Raw genomic sequence first — 22611 nt, forward strand, 5'->3', positions numbered from 1 at the left:
ATGCGCATCGGGGAACTGTCGGAACGGACGGGAGCGAGTGTCCGTTCGCTCCGGTACTACGAGGCGCAAGGGCTCCTCCGGTCAGACCGGACGCCGAGCGGCCAGCGCGTGTATCGCGAGGACGCCATCGACTACGTCCACCTGATCCGCGTGTTCCTCTCCGCCGGCCTCCCGAGCAGGCGCATCCTTGAGATGATGCCCTGCATGGGGTCCGGCACGACGACGCGCGAGCAGCGCGAGATGCTCGCGGGAGAACGGCGGCGCATCGACGCGCAGATCGCGGAACTGACGACGGCGCGGGATCGCTTGTCTCTCGTCATCGAGGACGCGGCACGGCGCGACGAGGGCGACCGATCCGCCGCGTGAAGCGGCTCGGGACGAGCACTGCCGCATCGCCAGCACCCCCGCGAACTGGGGGGTGGGGGATGCTCACAACAGGCAGCGGAACGATTGCGAGGGTTCCTCACGTCCGATTACGCTGATGACCGTTCAGGAATCACCCGCGCGCCCGGACTCGGCGTCACCTCCGCAACGATGATCGCCGTTGCCCTGACGAAGAGAGACCCATGGATCTCACCATCATCATCCCGACCTTCAACGAGGCGCCGAACGTCGCCGAGCTGGTGCGTCGCATCCAGCTCTCCGTGGCGGGGACCGACGCCGAGATCGTCTTCGTCGACGACTCGACCGATGAGACACCCGCGGTGATCGCCGAGGTCGCCGCGCTCGCGACGATGCCCGTCCGGCTCCTCCATCGCGACGACCCCCAGGGCGGCCTCAGCGGCGCGGTCCTCGAGGGCATGGCGATCGCGCGGTCCGATTGGTGCCTCGTGATGGACGGCGACCTGCAGCACCCGCCGGAGGTCATCCCGACACTCGTGGCCCGCGCCCGTCGGGGAGACGTCGACGTCGTCGTCGCATCCCGCTACGTCGGCGACGGCACGGCCCACGGACTCGCGAACGGTCTCCGTACGCTCGTGTCACGCGCTTCGACGCTCGTCACGAAGGCGATGTTCCCGATCCGGCTTCGCGACTGCACCGACCCGATGACCGGCTTCTTCCTCGTGCACCGCCCGTCCGTCGTCCCCGACGAGCTCCAGCCGCGCGGATTCAAGATCCTGCTCGAACTCCTCGCCCGACGGCCCTTCCGCGTCGCCGAGATCCCGTTCGACTTCGCCGAACGGTTCGGGGGCGAGTCCAAGGCGAGCCTCGTCCAGGGCTTCCGCTTCCTCATGCAGCTCGCCATGCTGCGCTTCGGCCGGCTCTCCGGTTTCGCGCTCGTCGGCGGGCTCGGCGCCGTCGCGAACATCGCGATCGTCGCACTGCTGACCTCGCTCGGGATGTCGTACCTCGCCGCGTCCATCATCGGCGCCGAGGTCACGATCATCGGCAACTTCATCCTCCTCGAGCGCTTCGTCTTCTCCGATCTCCGCGAGGAGTCCGGCTCCACCTGGAAGCGCCTGTGGAAGTCGTTCGCGTTCAACAACATCGAGTCGGCGATCCGCATCCCGATCGCGACCGCCGCGGTCTCGGCGGGCATCATGCATGCCACCGTGGCGACGACGGTGACCCTCGCGATCGCGTTCATCGTCCGCTTCACGTTCCACTCGCTCGTCGTCTACGCGCCGCAGCGAAAGGCCCGCGTCTCGTCCATCGCGACCGAGCAGTCGGCCGCCGGGGCGGTCGAGCCGGAGCGCCTGGCGAGCTGAACCGCTCCGGCGACCGCCGTCAGGACGCGGCGATGGCCGGCGCGAGGCTCATGAGGCCCCGGTCGAGGTCGCGAATCCAGCGCGATCAACCGAATCATTCGCGCTACGTCGCGTCCAGCCTGTGCACGCTGGACACCCGTCTGGAAGACTCGACGCATGTCCACGCCGAACGATCCTCTCGACCCGAACCCGTCGACAGCCGGCTCTCCCGACGACGCCGAGAGCTCCGCGCAACCGACCGAGCGGGCCGCGCCGCAGCCGACCGAGCCGTTCGCGAACCCCGGACCCTCGGCTGCACAGCCGCCGTACGGGTCGCAGCAGCCGTACGGGTCGCAGCAGCCGTACGCGTCACAGCCGCCGTACGGGTCGCAGCAGCCGTACGCGTCACAGCCGCCGTACGCGTCACAGCAGCCCTACGGATCGCAGCCCTCATACGGATCGCAGCCACCCTACGGATCACAGCCACCCTACGGATCACAACCCCCGTACACCCCGGGCACCGGTGGTGACGGCTCGAGCGGCACCCCGGGCAAGAACGGCGTCGGTCTCGCGGCCCTCATCGTCGGCGGCGTCGCCCTCGTGCTCTCGTTCGTCCCCATCGTCAACTACGTGAGCGGTGTGATCGCGCTCGTCGGGCTCGTACTCGGCATCGTGGGCCTCGTGCGGAGGAACCGGAAGAAGGGACTGGCGATCGCAGGAACGATCGTCTCGGCCCTCGCACTCGTGCTCTCGATCGTGTTCGCGGTCGTCTACACGGTCGGGTTCACGACATGGGCGGTCGGCGAGATCGCCGAGAACGTGCCCGACTCCTCGGCGTTCCCGTCGGACGGGTCCGGGGAGCCGCAGGACGTCGAGGTCGTCTACGAGGTCGAGGGCGAGGCAACGGGCGCCTCGATCGTCTACTTCTCCTTCTCGGACGGGGCGGACAGCGACGTCCAGTCGCTCGACGGCCAAGCCCTGCCGTGGACCGAGGAGTTCGACGCGACCATCGGCGGGGAGTTCGACTTCTCGACCTTCAGCGTCACGGCGACGAACGGCCCGGACGACACGGGCCCGATCTCGTGCAGCATCACCGTCGACGGCAAGGTCGTGGCGACGGACGACTCGGAGGGCGAGTTCGGTACCGTCTCGTGCCTCGCGAGCAACGTGCTCGACTGACCTCGCTCCGTCACCGATCCGCGAACGACAGGAAGTCCCCCCGCGCATGACCTCTCCCGGCGACGACGCCTTCACCACCCGTCCCACCCTCCGCGGCTCCTTCGGCATGGTGGCCTCGACGCACTGGCTCGCGACCGCGAGCGGCCAGGCGGTCCTCGAACGCGGCGGCAACGCGTTCGACGCGGCCGTCGCGGCGGGATTCGTCCTCCACCTCGTGGAGCCGCACCTCAACGGGCCGGGCGGTGACATGAACGCGATCATCGCCCCCGCCGACGGTTCGGCACCTCGTGTGCTCGTCGGCCAGGGTCCCGCGCCGGCGGGAGCGACGATCGAGCACTACCGCGCCGAGGGCCTCACCGAGGTGCCCGGCGCCGGTGCCCTCGCGGCGGCCGTGCCGGGTTCCGTGATGGCCTGGTTCCGCGTGCTCGAGGACCACGGCACGATGGAGCTCGCCGACGTCCTGTCCTTCGCTCTGCACTACGCCCGCGCCGGTCACGCGATCGGCGCGACGGCCGCGCGAACGATCGACCGGATGAGGGACCACTTCTCCGAGCACTGGTCGGGATCGGCGGAGCTCTGGCTCCGAGACGGCCGCGCCCCGCGCGTCGGCGAGATGATCACGTATCCCGCGTGGGCCGACGTGCTCGACCGGCTCATCGGGGCGGGTGAGACGGCGACGACGCGCGAGGAGCGCATCCAGGCGGCACGCCGCGAGTGGTCGCACGGTTTCGTCGCGGAGGCGATCGAGCGCTTCGTGGCGACACCGCACCGGCACTCGAGCGGAGCCGACCACGCCGGGGTGATCGCGGCCGCCGACCTCGCCGCCTTCGACGCCGGGTACGAGGAGCCGACGGTCTTCCGCTTCCGCGGGATCGACGTCGCGAAGACCGGTCCGTGGGCGCAGGGACCCGCCCTCCTCCAGACCCTCGCGATCCTCGACGGCCTCCCGGATGAGCGGATCGACCCCGACACGGCAGAAGGCATCCACACGATCGCGGAAGCTCTGAAGCTCGCGCTCGCGGATCGCGACGCGTGGTACGGCGACCCCGACCACGCCGAGGACGTCCCGCTCGCGGAGCTGCTCTCCCCCGCCTACGTGGCCGAGCGGCGCGCGCTCATCGCGGACACCGCGTCGCACGAACTGCGGCCCGGCACCGTCTCCGGTCGGGAGCCGTGGGCGATTCCCTCCGTCATGGCCGCTGCGGCAGGCTCACCAACGGCGGGGACGGGCGAACCGACAGTCCGCTCCGACGACGCGATCGTGCCCGACGAGGACGCCTCCGGATACACGCGCGGTGACACCTGCCACGTCGACGTCGTCGACCGCTGGGGCAATCTCGTGTCCGCGACCCCGTCGGGCGGCTGGCTCCAGTCCTCCCCCACCATCCCCGGACTCGGCTTCTGCCTCGGCACGCGCCTGCAGATGACGTGGCTCGACGAGGGCTCGCCGTCGGCGCTGCGGCCCGGACGGCGGCCGAGATCCACCCTCTCGCCGACGATGCTGCTCCGCGACGGCGTGAGCGTCGAGGCACTCGGCACCCCCGGAGGCGACCAGCAGGACCAGTGGCAGCTGCTCTATCTGATCAGGACGATCGTCTTCGGATACAGCCAGCAACAGGCCATCGACGCTCCCGCCTTCCACACGACCGCACACGTGAGCTCCTTCTGGCCCCGCGTGTGGGAGCCGGGAGGCCTCGTCGTCGAGGATCGTGTCGGCGACGAGGTCCTCGAGGCCCTCAGCGCCAAGGGGCACGTGGTCTCACGCGCCGGGGCCTGGTCGCTCGGTCGTCTCTCGAGCGTGCGCCGCGATCCGGCGACGGGGGAGCTCTCCGCGGCCGCTAATCCGCGCGGCATGCAAGGCTACGCGGCAGGCCGCTGACCGACCGGCAGACCGGGCAGCCGACGCACGGTCGGCGCACGAGCGCGACCCCCTCCACCGCCCGCCGGACCCGCCGTAGGATCACGCCATGGCTACCTTCGCGATCGCGGGCGGGCACGGCAAGATCGCCCTGCTTCTCTCCCGCACCCTGACCAGCGCCGGGCACGACGTGCGCGGCATCATCCGCAATCCCGAGCAGCGATCGGACCTCCTCGCACACGGAGCGACCGACATCGTCCTCGACCTCGAGCGGACCGACGTCGACACGCTCGCTCGAGCGCTCGAGGGCGTCGACGGAGTGGTTTTCGCCGCGGGCGCGGGACCGGGCAGCGGCGCCGAACGCAAACTCACCGTCGATCGCGACGCCGCCGTGCTCCTCGGAGACGCTGCCGTCGCGGCGGGCGTCAGACGCTACGTCCTCATCTCGTCGATCGGTGTCACGACCCCGCTCGACGAGGTCGACGACGAGGTCTTCCGCGTCTACCTCGAGGCGAAACGCGCGGCGGAGGAAGGCGTCAGGGCGCTCGATCTCGACTGGACGATCATCCGTCCCGGCAGCCTCACCGACGACGCCGGTTCCGGATCCGTCGCCCTCGTGCCCGAGGACACGCGGGGACCGATCCCGCGCGGCGACGTCGCGAACGTCATCGCCGCCGTCCTCGAGCGCGACGACCTCGCCGGCGTGACCTTCACGGCGTTGTCGGGCGATTCGACCATCGACGAGGCACTCGACGCCCTCGCGCGGTAGCCGGAGGAAAGATCGAGGAAAGTCGCTCCGGCTGTCGATCCACGTCCACTACGTTCGACGCAGAGGTGAGGGCACCACATCGAGCCCTCATCGACGAAGGAGAACACCATGAAGTACATGCTCATCATGCGGTCGGACGACGCGGCGGTCGAGGCGTACAAGGACATCCCGTTCGAGGAGGTCATCGAGCGCATGGGTCGGTACAACGAGTCGCTCGTCAACGCGGGCGTCATGGCCGCCGGCGAGGGTCTGACCGACGCGTCGGAGGGGGTCGTCGTCGACTTCTCCTCCCAGCCGCCCGTCGTCACCGACGGACCGTACGGAGAGACGAAGGAGCTGTTCAACGGATTCTGGATCCTGCAGGTGTCGAGCAAGGAGGAGGCGGTCGAGTGGGCGAGCCGCTGCCCGCTCGGCCCGGGCTCGAAGCTCGAGGTCCGTCGAGTGACCGAGCTCGAGGACTTCCCGCAGGACAACGAGTGGATCCAGAAGGAAGCCCAGTGGATCGCCGACGCCGAGGCCAAGAAGGCGGAGTAGGCCGAGCGGGCCTCGTCGGGCTGAGGGGACGACCCCGGTGAACGGAGCGGAGGCGATCGGTCGCCGGATGGCGGTGGTCTGGCGGATCGAGTCCGCGCGGATCGTCGCCACCCTCGCCCGCTACGTCGGCGACGTCGGCCTCGCCGAGGATCTCGCCCAGGAGGCCGTGCTCGACGCCCTCCGGCAGTGGCCGGAACAAGGCGTCCCGGCGAATCCCGGGGCCTGGCTCACGGCCGTCGGGAAGCGCAAGGCGATCGACGGGTGGCGGCGGCGGGAACGCCTCGACGACCGCTACGCGGCGATGGCCCACGATCTCGAGAACGCCCTCGACACCGACGCCCCGCCGTGGGACCCGGACACGATCGACGACGACGTGCTGCGCCTCGTCTTCACGGCATGCCACCCCGTGCTCGCGCGCGAGCAGCAGGTCGCGCTGACACTGCGCGTCGTCGGGGGTCTCACGACGGAGGAGATCGCCCGCGCGTTCCTCGTGCCGACCGCGACGGTCCAGCAGCGGATCGTGCGGGCGAAGAAGACGCTCCGCGCCGCGCACGTGCCGTTCGAGGTGCCGGGGCGGTCGGAATTCCCGGAGCGACTGTCGTCGGTGCTCGGCGTCCTCTACCTCGTCTTCAACGAGGGCTACGCGGCGAGCGCCGGAGGCGACTGGATGCGTCCGGAGCTCGCACTCGAGGCGCTCCGGCTCGCCCGTTCCCTCGCCGAACTCGTGCCGCGTGAGCCGGAGGCGCACGGTCTCGTCGCGCTGTTCGAGTTCCAGGCGTCGCGCTTCGGCGCTCGGACCACTCCGGACGGCGAGCCGATCCTCCTGCTCGACCAGGACAGGTCGCGGTGGGATCGCACCCTCATCGCGCGCGGCTCTGCCGCACTCTCCCGGCAGGACGCCCTCGGGCGGGGGCGCGGGTACTACGGGCTGCAAGCGGGAATCGCGCAGTGCCACGCGACGGCGCTCCGTGCGGACGACACCGACTGGGAGCGCATCTCGATCCTCTACGAGGCTCTCGGCCGCCTCGCGCCGTCGCCCGTGGTCGAGCTCAATCGGGCGGTGGCGGTGTCGATGTCCGAAGGACCGGCGACCGCGCTCCGGATCGTCGACGAGCTCGTCGCGTCAGGAGCGCTCCGGGGGTACCACCTGCTGCCGAGCGTGCGGGGCGAACTGCTCCACCGGCTCGGTCGGCGGGCGGAGGCGAAGGCCGAGTTCGTCGAGGCCGCGCGACTCACGGGCAATGAGCGGGAGCGCGCCCTCCTGCAGCGAAGGATCGACGCGGCGGACTGAGCCGAGGGCGGTAGTCGGGGGTCGAGGGCGGTAGGAGGAACTGGCGCCCTCAGGCGGGTGTAGCTCTCTGGTCAGTGGAAGTCGCGGGACGTCGTGCGCGCGGCCATCGTGAGCCACTCCATCCGGTCCGCCACGACGTTGATGACGCCGTCGGGTGAGCGTTCGAGCACACCGCGCACGATCATCGCCGGGGCCTCCCGGGCGACGCGGCGGTAGCGCCCCCACACACCCACGCTGCACACGACGTTGACGAGCCCCGATTCGTCCTCGAGGTTCATGAAGGTGATGCCGCTCGCCGTCGCCGGGCGCTGACGATGCGTCACGACCCCCGCGACCTCGATGCGGCGGCCGGACTCGGCCGTGCGGAGCGCCTCGACGGGGAGCACGCCGCGATCGTCGAGCGGGGCGCGCAGATGCCGCATGGGGTGATCGTCGGGAGACACCCCCGTCGACCACAGGTCCGCGATGAGTCGCTCGGCGTCCGTCATCATGCCGAAGAGCGGCGGCTGCACCGTGACCTGCGTGCCCGCGAGTTGGTCGGGACGCTCGGCGGCGGCATGGGCCGCCCCCCACATCGACGAACGTCGTGACTCGCCGAAGCCCTCGAAGGCGCCGGCGGCGGCGAGCGCCTCGAGCTGCGGAGTGGTGAGTCCCACCCGGCGGGCGAGGTCCGACATGTCGAGGAACGGGCCGCCCCGCTCCCGCTCCGCGACGATCTGCGCGGCCTTGCGCTTTCCGAGCGACCCCACCTCGGCGAGACCGAGACGGACGGCGTGGTGGCCGTCGCGCCGGTGGTCGCGCGTGTCGAACGGGGCGTTGCGGTCGAACGGACCGACGGGGGGCTGTTCGCCGCTCACGCACGCATCGGGGCCGGTATGCCCGATCACGTCCGCATCGAGGGGCTCGAGCCCCGCCTCGACGCCCGAGAGCAGGATGTCGGGGCGCAGCACCGTGACGCCGTGGGTGCGCGCATCGGCGACGAGGCTCTGCGGCGAGTAGAAGCCCATCGGCTGCGCTCGGAGGAGGGCGGCGAGGAACGCAGCCGGGTAGTGCAGCCGCATCCACGAACTCGCGTAGACGAGCAGGGCGAAACTGATCGAGTGGCTCTCCGCGAAGCCGAAGTTCGCGAACGCCTGGATCTTCGAGTAGATGGTGTCGGCGTCGTCCCCCACGATGCCGTTGCCCGCCATCCCGGCGTAGAGCTTCTCGCGCAGCGTCTCGATCCTCTCCTGGCCGCGCTTCGAACCCATCGCGCGCCGCAGCAGGTCGGCGTCCTCGCCGGTGCAACCGCCGACCGTCATGGCCATCTGCATGAGCTGTTCCTGGAAGAGCGGAACGCCGAGCGTGCGCTCGAGCACGGGCTCGAGCAGCGGGTGCAGGTAGCTCACGGCCTCCTCCCCCGTGCGACGGCGGATGTAGGGGTGCACGGCGCCGCCCTGGATGGGACCGGGGCGCACGAGCGCGACCTCGATCACGAGGTCGTAGAACCGCCGGGGCAGCAGGCGCGGCAACGTGCCCATCTGCGCACGGCTCTCCACCTGGAAGACGCCGATCGAGTCGGCGCGGCACAACTGGTCGTAGACGCCCTGCTCCTCCTTCGGCATCGTCTGGAGGTCCCACCGCTCACCGCAGTGGTCGGCCACGAGATCGAAGGAGTACTGCAGCGCCGCGAGCATGCCGAGACCCAGGAGGTCGAACTTCACGAGTCCCATCCAGGCGCAGTCGTCCTTGTCCCACTGCAGCACCGTGCGCTTCTCCATACGCGCGTTCTCGATGGGACACACCTCGCCGACGGGTCGATCGGTCAGCACCATTCCGCCCGAGTGGATGCCGAGGTGGCGAGGAAACCCCATGACCTCCTGCGCGAGCCCGATGACGGCGTCGGGGATGTCGTGGTCCTCCGTCGAGGTGAGCGCGCCCCATCTCTCGACCTGGCGCGACCACGCGTCCTGCTGACCGGGGCTGTGACCGAGAGCCTTCGCCATGTCGCGCACGGCGCCCTTCGGGCGGTAGGTGATGACGTTCGCGACCTGCGCGGCGTTGAAGCGGCCGTACTTCTCGTAGACGTACTGGATGACCTCTTCCCGGCGATCGGAGTCGAAGTCGACGTCGATGTCGGGCTCCTCGTCGCGCATGCTCGACAGGAACCGCTCGAAGGGCAGCCCGTAGCGGATGGAGTCGACGGCCGTGATGTCGATGAGGTAGCAGACGGCCGAGTTCGCCGCCGACCCCCGCCCCTGGCAGAGGATGCCGCGCTTCCGCGCGAACTGCACGATGTCGTGCACGATGAGGAAGTAGCCCGGGAAGTCCTTCTCCTCGATCACCTGGAGTTCCCGTTCGATACGGGTGCGCTTCGCCTCGTCCATGTCCGGGTAGAGGCGCTCGGCTCCTCGCCATGTGAGCTCGCGCAACCAGCTCATGGGCGTGTGCCCGGCGGGGACCTCTTGCTTCGGCAATCCCGGCTTGAGGCTCCGCAGACGGAAGCCGAGCTCCGCGGCGTAGTCGACGGTGCGCTCCACGGCGCCGGGGTAGCGCGCGAACCGTGCGGCCATCTCCGCGCCGCTGCGGACGTGCGCCGTCGGGGCGGCGGGGAGCCAGCCGTCGAGCTCGTCGAGGCTGCGCCGAGCACGCACGGCCGCGAGCGCCGTCGCGACGGGGAACTCGCGCGGTGTCGCGTAGTGGACGTTCCCCGTCGCGAGCACGGGGAGCCCCAATCGCGCAGCGATGCGCGCGAGGGCGTCGTTCGCGGTGCTGTCCGCCGGATTGCCGTGATCGGTGAGCTCGACAGCGACGTTGTCGCGACCGAAGAGGTCGAGGAGGGTGCGCACCTCCCGCTCCGCACCATCCGGCCCCTCGGTCTCGAGGGCGTGGCGGACGGCACCCTTCCGGCACCCCGTGAGGATCTGCCACGTGCCGTCGGCGGTCGAGGCGAGGTCGTCGAGGTCGTAGACGGGACGGCCCTTCTCCGCTCCGTCGGCGAGCTGCGCCGACGTGATGGCGGCCGCGAGCCGATGGTAGCCCTCCTGGCCGCGCGCGAGCACGAGCAGGTGCCGCCCCTCGGGATCGGGGACGCCGTTCTGGGGAGTGCCGAGGCCGAGCGAGAGCTCCGCCCCGAACACCGTGCCGAGCTCCGGGGCGTCACCGCGGGCCGCGTTGTGCGCCTCGGCGGCCTCCGCGAGCCTCACGACGCCGTAGAGACCATCGTGATCGGTGAGCCCGATGGCGTCGAGGCGCAACCGGGCGGCCTCCTCGACGAGCTTCTCGGGAGGGGATGCCCCGTCGAGGAAGCTGAACGTCGAGTGCGCGTGCAGCTCCGCGTAGGGGATGCGCGGACCGGCGGGTTCGAGCGGTTGCGGCTCGTCGGGGACGTACGGCGAGCGCTTGCGCGACCACGCGGGAGCGTCGCCGCCGTCGGCTCCGACGGGAGGCGCCCCCGGACGACGTCGGTCGGAGAGCTGCTTCTCGAACTCGGACCACGGGATGGGCGGATTGCTGTAGCCCATCAGTCGTACACCGCTTCGGCCCACCAGCGGTGGGCGACGAGCACGAGCAGCCACGCGCGCCCTGCCTCGTCGACGAGCTGGACGCGTTGCAGGCTGCGAGCAGCGGTGTCCCACCACCGCTCCGAGACGGGCCACGGGCCGGCCCACGCGCTCACCGGCGACGTGCGCTCCGGCTTCTCGCCGATCCCGAACCGCACGGGCGGCGTCGTGAATGCCCCACGATCGTCGACCTCGACGGAGGCGCCGTCGGGACCGATGACGACGACGGGGCGCGGTTCCGGGAAGACGACGCTCGGCGCCGGCCCGGGGATCGCCCCCGGCCACGGCAGTGTCGCGGACTCGGCGACGGCCTTCTCCCCGCCGGGCGGGCGGTCGCCCCACGGCACGAGAACCTGACGCTGCCCGGGCATGCGCCCTCCCGTGAGTCGGGCCGTGAGCACACCGTCGTGGCCGACCATGCTCTGCACGCGGGAGAGCCCGTGGTGCACGCGTTCGTCCGAACCCGTGCCCCACAGACCCTGCTCGTGACGCGACATCGCGTCGACGCTCTCCGGTTCCACGCGGATGCGTTCGACCGCCGCCTCGAGTCCCTCCGTACGTCCGTTGCCCTGGATCTGCCAGCGCACCCTGTCGACGATGTCGGACGCCGTGAACCAGCGCGGGTGCAGCCAGGACCTCTCGCGTACTCCCACGTCCTCGAGGCCGATCTCGACGCGGATCGCCGTCGCCACGAGCGTCGCGGCCCGCAACCGGTCGAAGATGTCGTCGGCGACCTGCCGGAAGGCGAACGCGATCTGGTCGACGCGATCGAGGGGCGTCTCGAAGACGATCTCACCACCGAGGTCGGGCGGAGGAGTGCGTGCCTCGACGTCTCGCGGATCGCGACCGGACGAGAGCGCATGCAGCCGCTCCCCGTCCTCCCCGAAGCGATCGCGCACCTCGACGGCGTCGAGGGCGGCGAAGTGCCCGAGCGTGTCGATGCCGAGGCGGCGCAGCACCGTCGTGAGTTCGGGGCGCTCGAGCACCGACAGCGGCAACGGCGCGAGGAACTCCCTCGTCCGGCCGGCCGGGACGACACGCACGACGTCCTCCGGCCCGCGCATCCGCGCCTTCGCGAGCTGCTCGGCGGCGAAGAGGGAGTCGGCGACCCCCACGCGTGCGATCGCCCCCGGCGGGACGACGCCGTCGGCGTCATCGTCCGCCTGCCCCGCCGGATGGGCGGCGGCCACGACCTCGAGCACCGCTTCCGCCGCCTTCACCTCGCCGCCGTAGTAGCGGCTCGGACCGCGCGCCTTGACGGCGAGCGTTCCGGGGCGGACGAGCTGAGCCCCGGGGACGATGGCCTCGACGGCCGAGATGACGGGTTCGAAGGCGCGATGATCGAGATCGGCGTCGTACGGGAGCACCGTGAGCCCGGGACAGCGCGCTTGCGCCTCCCGCACCCGGAGCCCGCGCGCGACGCCCTCCCGACGTGCCGACGCCGAGCACGCGAAGATCTCGCCCTTCACGACGAGGGCGAGCGGGGCGGACGGAGGCAGACCGGCGGCCTCGGCCGCCGCGATCACCGGCCAATCGGGACACCACAGGAGGAGCACCCGCGGCGGCTCGGCCCCCGGGACACTCCCCGATGTCGTCGCGGAACGGGCCCTCGACATCACGCCACCTCCACCGGACGCAAGTGCCGAGAGGGACGGGCGCTCTCGGCATCGGAGCGCTCCGGGACGGAGGGATCGATCGGCGAGACGGCGGCGGGTTGGGCGGCGGCGCTGATCCCTGCGGTCGCATCGGGCAGCCACAGGGTCGCGCTGAGGGGGCGACCCGCACCTCTGACCTCCGACGTGACGGTGACCTGGCGGGCGGCGAGGTGTCCGTGACCGTGGCCGATGCCCTCCCACGACCCGCCGGACACGCGCAGGGTCGCCTCGCTCTGCGGCCAATCCCCGAGCACGACGAGCGCCGCCCCGCGCTGCCGCAGCCGCGCCGTGAGCCGCGCGAGGTCGCCGGGACTCACTCGTCCCGGCGGACGGGTGAGGACGACCGTGACGACATCGGCCATCGCGGCGGTGACCGCGAGCCATTGCTCCCCCGGGTCGGGCACGAGGACGAGACGCTCAAGGTCGATGCCGAGGCCAGCCGCAGCCTCAGCGCCGAGCGTCGGCATGCCGACGACGGCGCACCACGACCCCGCTGCGCTCGGTCCCGCGAGCAGGGCGAGCGCGAGCAGCGCCGACCGATGGACGGAGTAGCTCGATCCCGCTCGCAGCGCTCCCCCCGGGAGCAGCGGACCGAGAGCCGGGACCGTGGGCAGCGCTCGAGCGTCGAGCTTCGTCTCCTGCATTCCCTTGATGCGGGCCTGCAGTTCGAGGATGCGGTCGAGGGAGGCACGGGCGTCCGCGACGGCGTCACCCCCGGAGAAGGAGGAGCCCCCGACGGCGGAGTCGGCGGCTGACCCCATACTGGAGTCGCTCGAGATCGCCGCCCATGCCATGGGTTAAATATTCGAACACATGTTCGAATGTGTCAATCCGGCTGCGGCGCGTCGCGAACCCCGTCACGCGCCGCTCGGCCTCACCCCGCGAGCAGGTTCACGGCGTCCTCGGCCTGCCCGAAGTAGAGCGCCTGATCCACGAGAAGCGCCGGGTCCTCCGTCGACGACTGCAGCGAGATCACGTACGCCTCGTCGCCTTTCTCGACGTACCAGCTGCCCGCGAGGACGCCGACGGAACTGCCGCCCTTGAAGGCGACGTAGTCCCAGCCCTCGACGACGGACGGCGCGAATCCGGCGTTCGCCGAGAGGATGTCGCGGACCGGCTCGCCCGCCTCGGTCTCGGCGAGCGCCTGCAGCGCGAGGTGCGCGGCGACGAGGTCGTCCGGGGTCGCGAACCAGTCGATGCCGTCCGTCCACACGGCGTCGACGAGATCCGTCGCCTCCACATCGACGGGCCCTCCCGGCAGCGCCTCGAGGATCGCGGTCCGCTCTTCGGCGGTGCCGTCGCGCCACGGCTCGCGCAGCGCGCCGTCATCGCCCCAGCCGATCTGGAACAGCGCGCGCGTCGACGGGAACGGCGTGTCGAGTCCGGGCTCCGAGTGGCCCATGTCGACGAGGGCGCGTTCGACGGACTCCCGACCGACCGCGGCCATGAGCATGTCGGTCGCGGTGTTGTCGCTGATCTCGATCATCTTCTGCGCCGCCTCCCCGACCGTCACGGTTGTGCCGTCCTCCTCGTCCTGGAGCTCGCCGGACGGCAGGCTCTTGAGGTCCGGGGTGATCTCGAGTTCGTCATCCCACGACAACCGTCCGTCGGAGACCGCCGTCACGACGGCGCCGAGGACGTAGAGCTTGAAGATCGACCCGAGCGGCTGGGCCCCCTCGTCACCGACGGACAGGACGACGTCCTCCGGGTCCCCGTCACTCACGACGGTGACCTGGAGACTCGTCGGCGCATCGAGGGCCGCGACGTTCTCCTCGAGCTCGTCCCAATCCGCGGCGGGCGTGCGCTCCGCGGGGGTCGGCGTGAAGAGCAGCCCTGAGATCAGCCCCTCGGCGTCGACGGAGGCCTGCACGTCGAGCGAGCCCTGACTCTCGCTCTCGATCGTCGCGGTCGCCTGGGCGTCCGTTCCGTCGTACGACGTCGGCACCCACGGCTTCCCTGCGCCGAGTTGATCGACGATGTCGACGAGTTGCTCCCCCGTGACCGCGTCGAGCATCGCCTGGTCGAGCCGCTCCTCGACGGACGCCGGTGTCACCTCGATGTCTCCGTTGAGGGCGTCGATCGCCCACGAGATGTGTTCTCCGACGACGGTCTCCGGGATCGCGACGGGGGTCGCAGGCCTGTGCGGTTCCGCGTCGGTCCCGGAACCGGAACCGCACGCGGAGAGGAGGAGCGCTGCGGCGGCGGCAGCGAGAGCGACGGCGCGGGAGCGGCGGCGCGGTGTGGAACGGGCGTCGGTCGGAGGGATCGGTGCGAGGGACGTCATGCTTCCATCGCACCAGCCGGGCGTCCAGGGCGCATCCGCCGCCCGACGGAGTTTCCCCAGCGCGTCCGGCGGGCGGGTGCACCGGCGACGCTTCGGGGCTCAGAATCCTTCGGGTTCGCGCGGCACGTACATCGCCTCGAGCGTCGTGGTCTCCGCTTCGGAGAGCTCGATGTCGACGGATGCGACGGCGTCCTCGAGATGGCCGATCTTCGTCGCCCCGACGATCGGCGAGGTCACGGCGCGCTGCTGCCGCACCCACGCGAGCGCGATCTGCGCGCGCGGGACACCGCGTTCCTCCGCGACCCACGCCACGGCCTCCGCCACCGCGCGATCGCTCTCCTCACGCTGCCCGTAGAGACTCCGGCCGAACACGTCCGTCTCGCTCCGCACCGTGGTGTCGTCCCAATCGCGCGTGAGGCGTCCGCGCGCGAGCGGCGACCACGGCAGCACCCCGACGCCCTGGTCGAGGCAGAGCGGGTGCATCTCGCGCTCCTCCTCGCGATTGATCAGGTTGTACTGGTCCTGCATGGAGACGAAACGCGTGAAGCCGCCGAGATCCGCCGTGTACTGCGCCTTGGAGAACTGCCACGCCCACATCGATGACGCCCCGATGTAGCGCGCCTTCCCGGAGCGGACGACGTCGTGAAGCGCCTCCATCGTCTCCTCGATGGGGGTCTCCGGATCCCAGCGGTGGATCTGGTAGAGGTCGACGTAGTCGGTGCCGAGCCGGCGCAGGCTCGCGTCGATCGCGGAGAGGATGTGCGCGCGGGAGAGCCCGCCGCCGTTGGGGCTCCGCCGCATCCGGCCGTGCACCTTCGTCGCGATGACGACGTCCTCGCGCTCGGCGAAGTCGCGGAGAGCGCGACCGACGATCTCCTCGCTCGTGCCGTCGCTGTAGACGTCCGCCGTGTCGAACGTCGTGATGCCGAGTTCGAGGGCCCGCCTGATGAACGGACGACTCTCGTCCTCCGGGAGGCTCCACTCGTGCGAACCGCGATCGGGTTCGCCGTAGCTCATGCACCCGAGCGTCACCGCCGACACCTTCAGACCGCTTCGACCGAGCCGGACGTATTCCATGGCCACTCCTCGCTTCCGATGCGTCGATCACCCCGATCGACGCACTCAGTATCGCCCCTCCGAGAAGTCAGCGGATGGGGAAGACGGGGCGTGCGGCCTCCGGACGCGCCGACTCATACCACGCGGTCGCCCGCAGCACTCCGAGGTCGTCGTGACGACGGCCCGCGATCTGCAGACCGATCGTGCGTCCGTCCCGCGTGAAACCGCTGTTGATGCTCGACGCGGGCTGGCCTGACATGTTGTAGGGCACGCAATACGCGATGTGCGCCATCCCCTCGTCGCCATCGCCGAACGGCATGGGCCACTCTGCAGGGAAGGCCGCGACCGGTGAGACGGGCGAGAGGACGAGGTCGAACGGCTGCGTCGCCGCCACCGTCTCCGCACGCATCGACTGGATCGTGTCGTACGCCTCGAGCACCCTCCGACCGGCAACGTCTGCGCCACCGGAGCACCACTGCACGATGAAGGGCAGGACCCGCTGCCGATCCGTCACGGAGAGTTTCGAGTAGGTGTTCCAGAAGCGCACGCGCCAGAAGAGGTCGACCGCGTCGAGCATCTCGGGGGTGAGCGCCGGGGCGAGCTCGACGACCTCTGCACCCGCGGACGCGAAGAGGTCCGCCGCGGCTCGCACGGATGCGGTCACCTCCGGGTCGACCGCCATGCCGGCCCCCGGATCGAGCTGCAGGGCGATCCGCAGGCCCCGCACCTCTCGGTCGAGCGCAGTCCAGGGCACGTCTTCCGCGGGCAGCGCGGTGTAGTCGCGCCAATCCGGACGAGCGACGGCGGTCATCGCGAGGGCGACGTCGGCGACGGTTCGCCCGAGCGGTCCGAGGGAGCGCCCGAAATACGGCGTGTCGTGCGGGATGCGCCCGTCGCTCGGCTTGAGGGCGACGAGGCCCGCCCACGTCGCCGGGAGCCGCACCGAGCCTCCGATGTCGCTCCCGATGTGGATCGGTCCGAACCCGGCGGCGGCGGCGGCACCGGCGCCGCCGCTCGACCCGCCGACGGTCCATGCTGGATTCCACGGACTGCGGGTGATGCCGTGGAGACTCGACACTCCGGAGGACAGCATGCCCCAGTCCGGCATGGTCGTCGAGCCGACGATGACGGCACCCGCCTCGAGCAGGCGCTCGACCGCAGGGTTGTCGGAAAGCGGGAACTCCGGCGTCCCGGCGGCCGTCCCCGACCGATACGCAACCCCCCGGCGGTGCATGTTCTCCTTCACCGTGACCGGGACGCCGTCGAGCGGGCCGAGTTCGCCGCCGCCCGCCCATCGGGCGGCACTCGCCTCCGCATCGGCGACGACCTCGGCGGGCACGAACGAGGCGAACACGTTGAGTTCGTCGTTCCGGGCCTCGACGGCGTCGATCACGTCTCGAACGACATCGACGGGTGTGAAGGCGCCCTCCCGATAACCGGTGGCGATGTCGGATGCGGCGAGCGCGCCGAGTCGAGTGGTGGTCGAGGCTTTCACGCATGCTCCAAGGTGTGCTGAAGGGTCGGTGTCGCGAGGACGAGTTGGCGGGTGTAGTCGTGGGTCGGGGACTCGTAGAGCCGTTCCGTCGGCCCCGTCTCGACGATCCGCCCGTCACGCATCACGGCGACCCGATCGCACAGGTGACGGACGACCCCGAGGTCGTGGGACACGAACACGAGAGTGAGTCCGTATTCGTCGACGAGGTCGGCGAGCAGGTTGAGGACCTGGGCGCGGACCGAGACGTCGAGGGCGCTCACCGGCTCGTCGGCCACGAGGACCCGCGGTCGGCAGACGAGGGCTCGAGCGATGGAGATGCGCTGACGCTGCCCTCCCGAGAACTCGTGGGGGAACCTCTCGACGGAGGTCGTCGGCAGACCGACGTGGTCGAGCATCTCGGCGACGAGCCGTCGGCGTTCCGCCGGGGACGCTGCCAGACCGGAACGCAGGTTGGCGGGGTTGAGGAGGGGCTCCGCGACGATGTCTCCGACGCTCATCCGCGGGTCCAGCGATCCCATCGGATCCTGGAAGACGATCTGAAGGCTGCGTCGCAGCTCCCCGAGGTCCTTCTCCTTCGCTCCGCGGAGAGAGGTGCCGACGACGTCCACCTCTCCAGACGTCGGCTGGTCGAGGCCCGAGAGGATGCGCAGGAGCGTCGACTTGCCGGATCCCGACTCCCCCACGATGCCGAAGCGCTCCCCCTCGTGGATCTCGAAGTCGAGACCGCGAAGGGCATCGACACGCGCTGCTCGACCGAACAGACCGCTACGGGACCGGACATAGGTCTTCGTCAGTCCTCGCACGCTCACGATGGGAGAGGGTGAGGCTGCCCGCTCGGCCGACGCCGGAGTCGGATCGGGAGTCGGAGCGGGAGCGACGACGCTCGCAACCGGCTGCTCGTGGACGCTCGTCTCCGGTGCGCGCAGTCGCGACGGGTCATATCCCGCAGCCGTCGCGATCGTGAACAGTCGGCCGTCGGCATCCGTCGCGGTGAGGTCGGACGCAGCGAGCAGGCCCCGGGTGTACGGGTGCTGCGGCCGCGTGAAGACGGTCTCGATGGGCCCCTCCTCCACGACGACACCGCGGTTCATGACGAGGACGCGCTCGCACACACTCGCGACGACGGCGAGGTCGTGGGTGATGAACAGGAGTCCCGTCCCGCGCTGCGTCACGGAGCGGAGGACCAGATCGAGCACCTGCTTCTGCACCGTCACGTCGAGCGCCGTGGTGGGTTCGTCGCACACGAGCAACGCGGGATCGTTGGCGAGCGCCATCGCGAGCATCACGCGTTGCCTCTGGCCGCCCGAGAGCTGATGAGGATAGGCCTGGGCCGACTCGGCGGGATTCGGCAGCCCCACGTCGGTGAGGAGCTCCACGGCACGACGGCTCGCCTCGGACGTCGACGCTGTCCGGTGGATCGTCATGATCTCCGCCACTTGCCGACCCACGCGCATGAGCGGGTTGAGCGCCGTCATGGGTTCCTGGAACACCATCGACATGGCGGACCCGCGGAGCTTCGCGACACGCGCATCGCTCCGACCGAGGAGATTGTCGTCGGAGCCCGCGACGGTCACGCTGCCGCTCGTCGTCAGGGTGTCGGGCAGGAGGCCCATGACGGCCAGGGAGGTCACCGACTTGCCGGAACCGGACTCGCCGATGAGACCCACTTTCTCACCGGGGGCGATCCGGAAGGTGACGTCGTCGACGAGAGTGGTTGCGCCCGCGGAGACCGTGAGGCCCCGGACATCCACCGCGAAATCGGTGCAGGTCATCGGCTGCTCCTCATCTTGGGGTCGAATCGGTCGCGGAGGCCGTCTCCGAGGAGATTGAAACCGAGCACTGCGACCGCGATGGCGATGCCGGGGGCGATCGCCAGGTAGTCGTGCGAACCGAGGAATTGCTGCGACTCCTGCAGCATCCGGCCCCACGACGGGGTGGGAGGCATGGTGCCGAGTCCGAGGAAGGACAGTCCCGCCTCGGCGAGCACCGCGATTCCGAAGTTGACGGAGCACTGGACGACGATCATCCCGCTGATGTTCGGGAGGACGTGCCGCAGCGCGATCCGGAACTCGGAGCGATTCGCGGCGCGCGCGGCGAAGACGTAGTCCGTCTTCATGACCTGGAGGGTGCCGCTGCGAGCCACACGGGCGAACGCGGGGATCGACCCGATGCCGAGCGCGACCATCGCCGTGACGGTCCCGGCTCCGAAGACCGCGCCGAAGACGATCGCGAGGAGGAGACCGGGGAACGCCAAGAGGATGTCGTTGCCCCGCATGATGACGTCCCCCAGTCGCCCGGGCCGCATCCCCGCGAGGATACCGAGCGGCACCCCGACGATGACCGCGATCCCCACGGCGATGAAGCCGACGATGAGCGTGATCTGCGATCCGACCATCACCGCCGAGAACACGTCGCGACCGAAGCGGTCGGTGCCGAACCAGTGCGCGGCGCTCGGGAACTGCAGCCGATCGGAAGCGACCGTCGCCACGGGATCGTACGGCGTCCACACGAGCGAGACGAGTGCGACGAGCGCCACGAGCGCGATCAGGACCGCTCCGACGACGAGCTGGGTCCCGGGACGGCTTCGGCGGCGGCTACGCCCTGGGATCGACGGCGCGGGCACGGGCATACCGACGGACTCGGTTGTGTCGAGGGATGTCGCCATCGTCACGCCGCCTTTCTCAGCCGGGGGTCGAGCACGGTGTACGCGAGATCGACGAGGAGGTTGATCACGATGACGAGCAGGACGAGCACGGCGACGATCGCCTGGACCGCAAGGAGATCCCGGTTCCCGACGGAGTCGACGAGGAGGCTGCCGAGGCCCGGGATCACGAAGACCCGCTCGATCACGACGGACCCGATGAGCATCGCGGCGAGCTGGACGCCGACGATCGTCACAACGGGGACTCCCGCGTTCCGCAGGCCGTGCCGGACGAGCGCGGCCCCCTTCGTGAGCCCCTTCGCACGTGCGGTACGCAGGAAGTCCTCGCGCATGATCTCGAGGACGGCCGAGCGGACGTATCGGGTGATGATCGCCGCCTGGACGCTTCCCAACGCGATCACGGGCAGCACGAGGCGCCGCAGGAACTGGACGGGGTCGTCCGCCGGCGCGACCCATCCGCCCGACGGGAACCATCCGAGGTGCACGGCGAAGACCGCGACGAGGAGGACACCGACGAGGAAGTTCGGGACCGCCACGCCCACTTGCGAGATCCCGGCGAGGGCGACGCCGGACGGGTGGCGGTGCCGGACGGCCGCGAGAACGCCGAGGGGCACGGCGACGAGGAGAGCGACCACCATCGAGAGGCCCACGAGGATGAGCGTCACCTGAACACGGTCGGCGATCAAGGGTGACAGGTCCTGCGACGTCACGTAGGACATGCCGAAGTCGCCGCGGACGAGTCCCCCCATCCACTGCAGGTACTGCACGGCCAGGGACTGGTCGGTGCCGTACTCCGCCCGCCATTGCGCGAGGGCTTCGGGCGTCGCGTTGATGCCGAGCGCCACGACGGCCGGGTCACCCGGCATCACACGCAGCATCACGAAGATGAGCGCGGTCGCGACGAGCAGTGTGGCGAGGAACTGTCCGAGGCTGCTGAGCAGTCGTCGTGCCATTCTCGCTCTCCTTGTCTCTCGGTGGTCGTACGTCGGTCGTCAGGTTGCCGGACGTCGGTGGGCCGCCCATCGGCGGCCCACCGACGCTCAATCGGTCCAGGTCAGCCCGGACAGCACGAGCGACTCGGTCACCGCATTCGCGGCGATCCCGCCGAGTTCCGCCTTGGCGACGACGAGGTTCGGGAACAGGAACAGGACGTCGGAGGCAGCGTCCTCGGTGATCGTGCGGACGACCTCCTTCATGCCGCTCACGTACTCCTCAGGGGTGCCGGAGTCGGCCGCGATGACCTGATCGGCGATCTTCGAGTTGTCGTAGCCGATGTAGTAGTCGGGGTTGTTGAAGGTCGCCAGCACGTCGCGCGCTTCGACCGCCAGGATGACGGACATCTGGTAGTCGGCCTGCGTGAAGACCTTGTCGAGCCAGACGGCGGGGAACTCGGACGACTGGATGGACGCGTCGATGCCGACCTCGGCGAGCTGCGACACGACGATCTCGGAGACGGCCGTGGCGTACGGGCGCGTGGGCACGTCGAAGGTGATCGAGATGTTCTCGGCGCCGGCCTCGGCCAGGAGTTCACGAGCCTTCTCCGGGTCGTACGGGTACAGGTCGGTGAGATCCTCGTAGTACGGGTCGGTCGGGGCGACCATGGCACCGATCTCGGTGCCATAGCCGGCCCAGGCCGCGTCGATGACGGCTCGACGGTCGATGGCGTACATGACGGCCTGACGTACCCGGACGTCGTCGAAGGGGGCGACCGTGTTGTTCATCGAGAGCAGGATCTCCCCGTTCGACGTGCCCTCGATGACCTGGAAGGCCTCGTCGGACTCGAACTGGCCCATCAGGTCGGGCGCCTGCATGTTGTAGACCATGTCGACGTCTCCCGACCGGAGCGCGTTCGTACTCGCGACGGCATCCGCGAAGTAGCGGAGCGTGACGTCGGTGATGTCGGGCTCCTCGCCCCAGTAGTCGTCGCGACCGGCGAGCGTGATGCGGTCGCCGCTCACGAAGCTCTCAACCGTGTATGGGCCGGTGCCGATGGGCTTCGTGGCCAAGTCGTCGACACCCGTCTCGGAGAACATCGCACCGACGTACGTGCCCATGTCGAAGAGCCATGCGTTACTCGGGCGGGAGAGGGTGACGCGCAGCTCGGTGTCGGAGACGGCCTCGACCGATTCGACGACGTCCATCTTCGACTTCGTGCCGTTCAACCACGCATCGCTCTGCACGCGTTCGATGCTGAAGACAGCGTCGGCGGCGGTGAAGTCCTCGCCGTCGGAGAAGGTGACTCCGTCGTGGAGGGCGAAATCGTAGACGGTGCCGTCCTCGCTCACCGCCCAGCTCTCGGCGAGTTGCGGCTGGAGCTCGCCCTCCTGGTCGATCGTCACGAGACCCTCGTAGACGTTGTTCATTACGACCTGCGGGATGGCGGCGCCGGAGGTCGTCGTGAAGTCCAGGTTGACGGGTTCGCCCGTGAGGCCGATGACGACCGCGTCCGACGGGGCGTCCGAGCCGCCGGAGGAGCTTCCGGCCGAACAGGCGGACAGGGCGAGGACGGCGGCCGCTGCGGCGGCTGTCGTCGCGAGAGCGCGACGGGAGGTGTGGGCGTTCATGGAGCTCCTTCGTAAGCCGGGAGAAAGTCGAGGA

17 protein-coding genes are annotated in these 22611 nt (G+C 70.2%); 7 read left to right on the top strand and 10 right to left on the bottom strand.

What is annotated here, in order from left to right; translation table 11 throughout:
• From ELQ90_RS10990 to ELQ90_RS11020, 7 genes are all read left to right on the top strand, one after another.
• The gene (locus ELQ90_RS10990; protein WP_128495331.1) at positions 1-366 is read left to right on the top strand and encodes a MerR family transcriptional regulator; all 366 of its coding nucleotides are present in this window, start codon (positions 1-3) and stop codon (positions 364-366) included.
• A gap of 200 nt (positions 367-566) precedes the next feature.
• Entirely contained in the window at positions 567-1709 is a 1143-nt protein-coding gene (locus ELQ90_RS10995) for a glycosyltransferase (protein ID WP_128495332.1), read from the top strand.
• 156 nt (positions 1710-1865) lie between these two features.
• A complete protein-coding gene (locus ELQ90_RS11000; RefSeq protein WP_128495333.1) occupies positions 1866-2867 on the top strand; it encodes an MmpS family transport accessory protein in 1002 nt (333 codons plus the stop codon).
• 46 nt (positions 2868-2913) lie between these two features.
• Positions 2914-4746, top strand: coding sequence for a gamma-glutamyltransferase family protein (locus tag ELQ90_RS11005; RefSeq protein ID WP_128495334.1), 1833 nt, complete (start codon positions 2914-2916; stop codon positions 4744-4746).
• An 88-nt stretch (positions 4747-4834) separates the two neighbouring features.
• Positions 4835-5494, top strand: a complete 660-nt coding sequence (locus tag ELQ90_RS11010; protein ID WP_128495335.1) for an SDR family oxidoreductase — start codon at positions 4835-4837, stop codon at positions 5492-5494.
• Positions 5495-5602: 108 nt separating this feature from the next.
• The gene (locus ELQ90_RS11015) at positions 5603-6028 is read left to right on the top strand and encodes a YciI family protein (protein ID WP_128495336.1); all 426 of its coding nucleotides are present in this window, start codon (positions 5603-5605) and stop codon (positions 6026-6028) included.
• A 67-nt stretch (positions 6029-6095) separates the two neighbouring features.
• Positions 6096-7319 carry an RNA polymerase sigma factor gene (locus ELQ90_RS11020; protein WP_128495545.1) on the top strand — a complete coding sequence of 408 codons (1224 nt, stop codon included), beginning with the start codon at positions 6096-6098 and terminating at the stop codon, positions 7317-7319.
• Between the two features lie 71 nt (positions 7320-7390).
• Here ELQ90_RS11020 and ELQ90_RS11025 read toward each other — a convergent pair whose 3' ends face one another.
• From ELQ90_RS11025 to ELQ90_RS11070, 10 genes are all read right to left on the bottom strand, one after another.
• Positions 7391-10822 carry an error-prone DNA polymerase gene (locus ELQ90_RS11025; protein WP_128495337.1) on the bottom strand — a complete coding sequence of 1144 codons (3432 nt, stop codon included), beginning with the start codon at positions 10820-10822 and terminating at the stop codon, positions 7391-7393.
• Positions 10822-12477: a DNA polymerase Y family protein gene (locus ELQ90_RS11030; protein WP_128495338.1), complete on the bottom strand. Its 1656-nt coding sequence runs from the start codon at positions 12475-12477 to the stop codon at positions 10822-10824. The genes ELQ90_RS11025 and ELQ90_RS11030 overlap by 1 nt, the downstream gene beginning before the upstream one ends.
• Positions 12477-13310, bottom strand: coding sequence for a hypothetical protein (locus ELQ90_RS11035; RefSeq protein ID WP_208020640.1), 834 nt, complete (start codon positions 13308-13310; stop codon positions 12477-12479). The genes ELQ90_RS11030 and ELQ90_RS11035 overlap by 1 nt, the downstream gene beginning before the upstream one ends.
• Positions 13311-13390: 80 nt before the next feature.
• Positions 13391-14800: a serine hydrolase gene (locus ELQ90_RS11040; RefSeq protein ID WP_128495339.1), complete on the bottom strand. Its 1410-nt coding sequence runs from the start codon at positions 14798-14800 to the stop codon at positions 13391-13393.
• A 99-nt stretch (positions 14801-14899) separates the two neighbouring features.
• The gene (locus ELQ90_RS11045) at positions 14900-15877 is read right to left on the bottom strand and encodes an aldo/keto reductase (RefSeq protein WP_128495340.1); all 978 of its coding nucleotides are present in this window, start codon (positions 15875-15877) and stop codon (positions 14900-14902) included.
• 67 nt (positions 15878-15944) lie between these two features.
• Positions 15945-17351: an amidase gene (locus ELQ90_RS11050; protein WP_128495341.1), complete on the bottom strand. Its 1407-nt coding sequence runs from the start codon at positions 17349-17351 to the stop codon at positions 15945-15947.
• Positions 17348-19123 carry a dipeptide ABC transporter ATP-binding protein gene (locus tag ELQ90_RS11055; protein ID WP_128495342.1) on the bottom strand — a complete coding sequence of 592 codons (1776 nt, stop codon included), beginning with the start codon at positions 19121-19123 and terminating at the stop codon, positions 17348-17350. The genes ELQ90_RS11050 and ELQ90_RS11055 overlap by 4 nt, the downstream gene beginning before the upstream one ends.
• Positions 19120-19980: an ABC transporter permease gene (locus tag ELQ90_RS11060; protein ID WP_128495546.1), complete on the bottom strand. Its 861-nt coding sequence runs from the start codon at positions 19978-19980 to the stop codon at positions 19120-19122. The genes ELQ90_RS11055 and ELQ90_RS11060 overlap by 4 nt, the downstream gene beginning before the upstream one ends.
• A gap of 38 nt (positions 19981-20018) precedes the next feature.
• Entirely contained in the window at positions 20019-20966 is a 948-nt protein-coding gene (locus tag ELQ90_RS11065) for an ABC transporter permease (RefSeq protein ID WP_128495343.1), read from the bottom strand.
• A gap of 87 nt (positions 20967-21053) precedes the next feature.
• Entirely contained in the window at positions 21054-22577 is a 1524-nt protein-coding gene (locus tag ELQ90_RS11070; RefSeq protein ID WP_128495344.1) for an ABC transporter substrate-binding protein, read from the bottom strand.
• Between the last annotated feature and the right edge of the window lie 34 nt (positions 22578-22611).

It is taken from the genome of Labedella phragmitis (assembly GCF_004078635.1).
Lineage (GTDB): Bacteria > Actinomycetota > Actinomycetes > Actinomycetales > Microbacteriaceae > Labedella > Labedella phragmitis.

Bases quoted from the DNA above. Each gene is read 5' to 3' on its own strand.
- ELQ90_RS10990 (WP_128495331.1), top strand. From the start codon at position 1: ATGCGCATCGGGGAACTGTCGGAACGGACGGGAGCGAGTGTCCGTTCG.
- ELQ90_RS10995 (WP_128495332.1), top strand. From the start codon at position 567: ATGGATCTCACCATCATCATCCCGACCTTCAACGAGGCGCCGAACGTC.
- ELQ90_RS11000 (WP_128495333.1), top strand. From the start codon at position 1,866: ATGTCCACGCCGAACGATCCTCTCGACCCGAACCCGTCGACAGCCGGC.
- ELQ90_RS11005 (WP_128495334.1), top strand. From the start codon at position 2,914: ATGACCTCTCCCGGCGACGACGCCTTCACCACCCGTCCCACCCTCCGC.
- ELQ90_RS11010 (WP_128495335.1), top strand. From the start codon at position 4,835: ATGGCTACCTTCGCGATCGCGGGCGGGCACGGCAAGATCGCCCTGCTT.
- ELQ90_RS11015 (WP_128495336.1), top strand. From the start codon at position 5,603: ATGAAGTACATGCTCATCATGCGGTCGGACGACGCGGCGGTCGAGGCG.
- ELQ90_RS11020 (WP_128495545.1), top strand. From the start codon at position 6,096: ATGGCGGTGGTCTGGCGGATCGAGTCCGCGCGGATCGTCGCCACCCTC.
- ELQ90_RS11025 (WP_128495337.1), bottom strand. From the start codon at position 10,822: ATGGGCTACAGCAATCCGCCCATCCCGTGGTCCGAGTTCGAGAAGCAG.
- ELQ90_RS11030 (WP_128495338.1), bottom strand. From the start codon at position 12,477: ATGTCGAGGGCCCGTTCCGCGACGACATCGGGGAGTGTCCCGGGGGCC.
- ELQ90_RS11035 (WP_208020640.1), bottom strand. From the start codon at position 13,310: ATGGCATGGGCGGCGATCTCGAGCGACTCCAGTATGGGGTCAGCCGCC.
- ELQ90_RS11040 (WP_128495339.1), bottom strand. From the start codon at position 14,800: ATGACGTCCCTCGCACCGATCCCTCCGACCGACGCCCGTTCCACACCG.
- ELQ90_RS11045 (WP_128495340.1), bottom strand. From the start codon at position 15,877: ATGGAATACGTCCGGCTCGGTCGAAGCGGTCTGAAGGTGTCGGCGGTG.
- ELQ90_RS11055 (WP_128495342.1), bottom strand. From the start codon at position 19,123: ATGACCTGCACCGATTTCGCGGTGGATGTCCGGGGCCTCACGGTCTCC.
- ELQ90_RS11060 (WP_128495546.1), bottom strand. From the start codon at position 19,980: ATGCCCGTGCCCGCGCCGTCGATCCCAGGGCGTAGCCGCCGCCGAAGC.
- ELQ90_RS11065 (WP_128495343.1), bottom strand. From the start codon at position 20,966: ATGGCACGACGACTGCTCAGCAGCCTCGGACAGTTCCTCGCCACACTG.
- ELQ90_RS11070 (WP_128495344.1), bottom strand. From the start codon at position 22,577: ATGAACGCCCACACCTCCCGTCGCGCTCTCGCGACGACAGCCGCCGCA.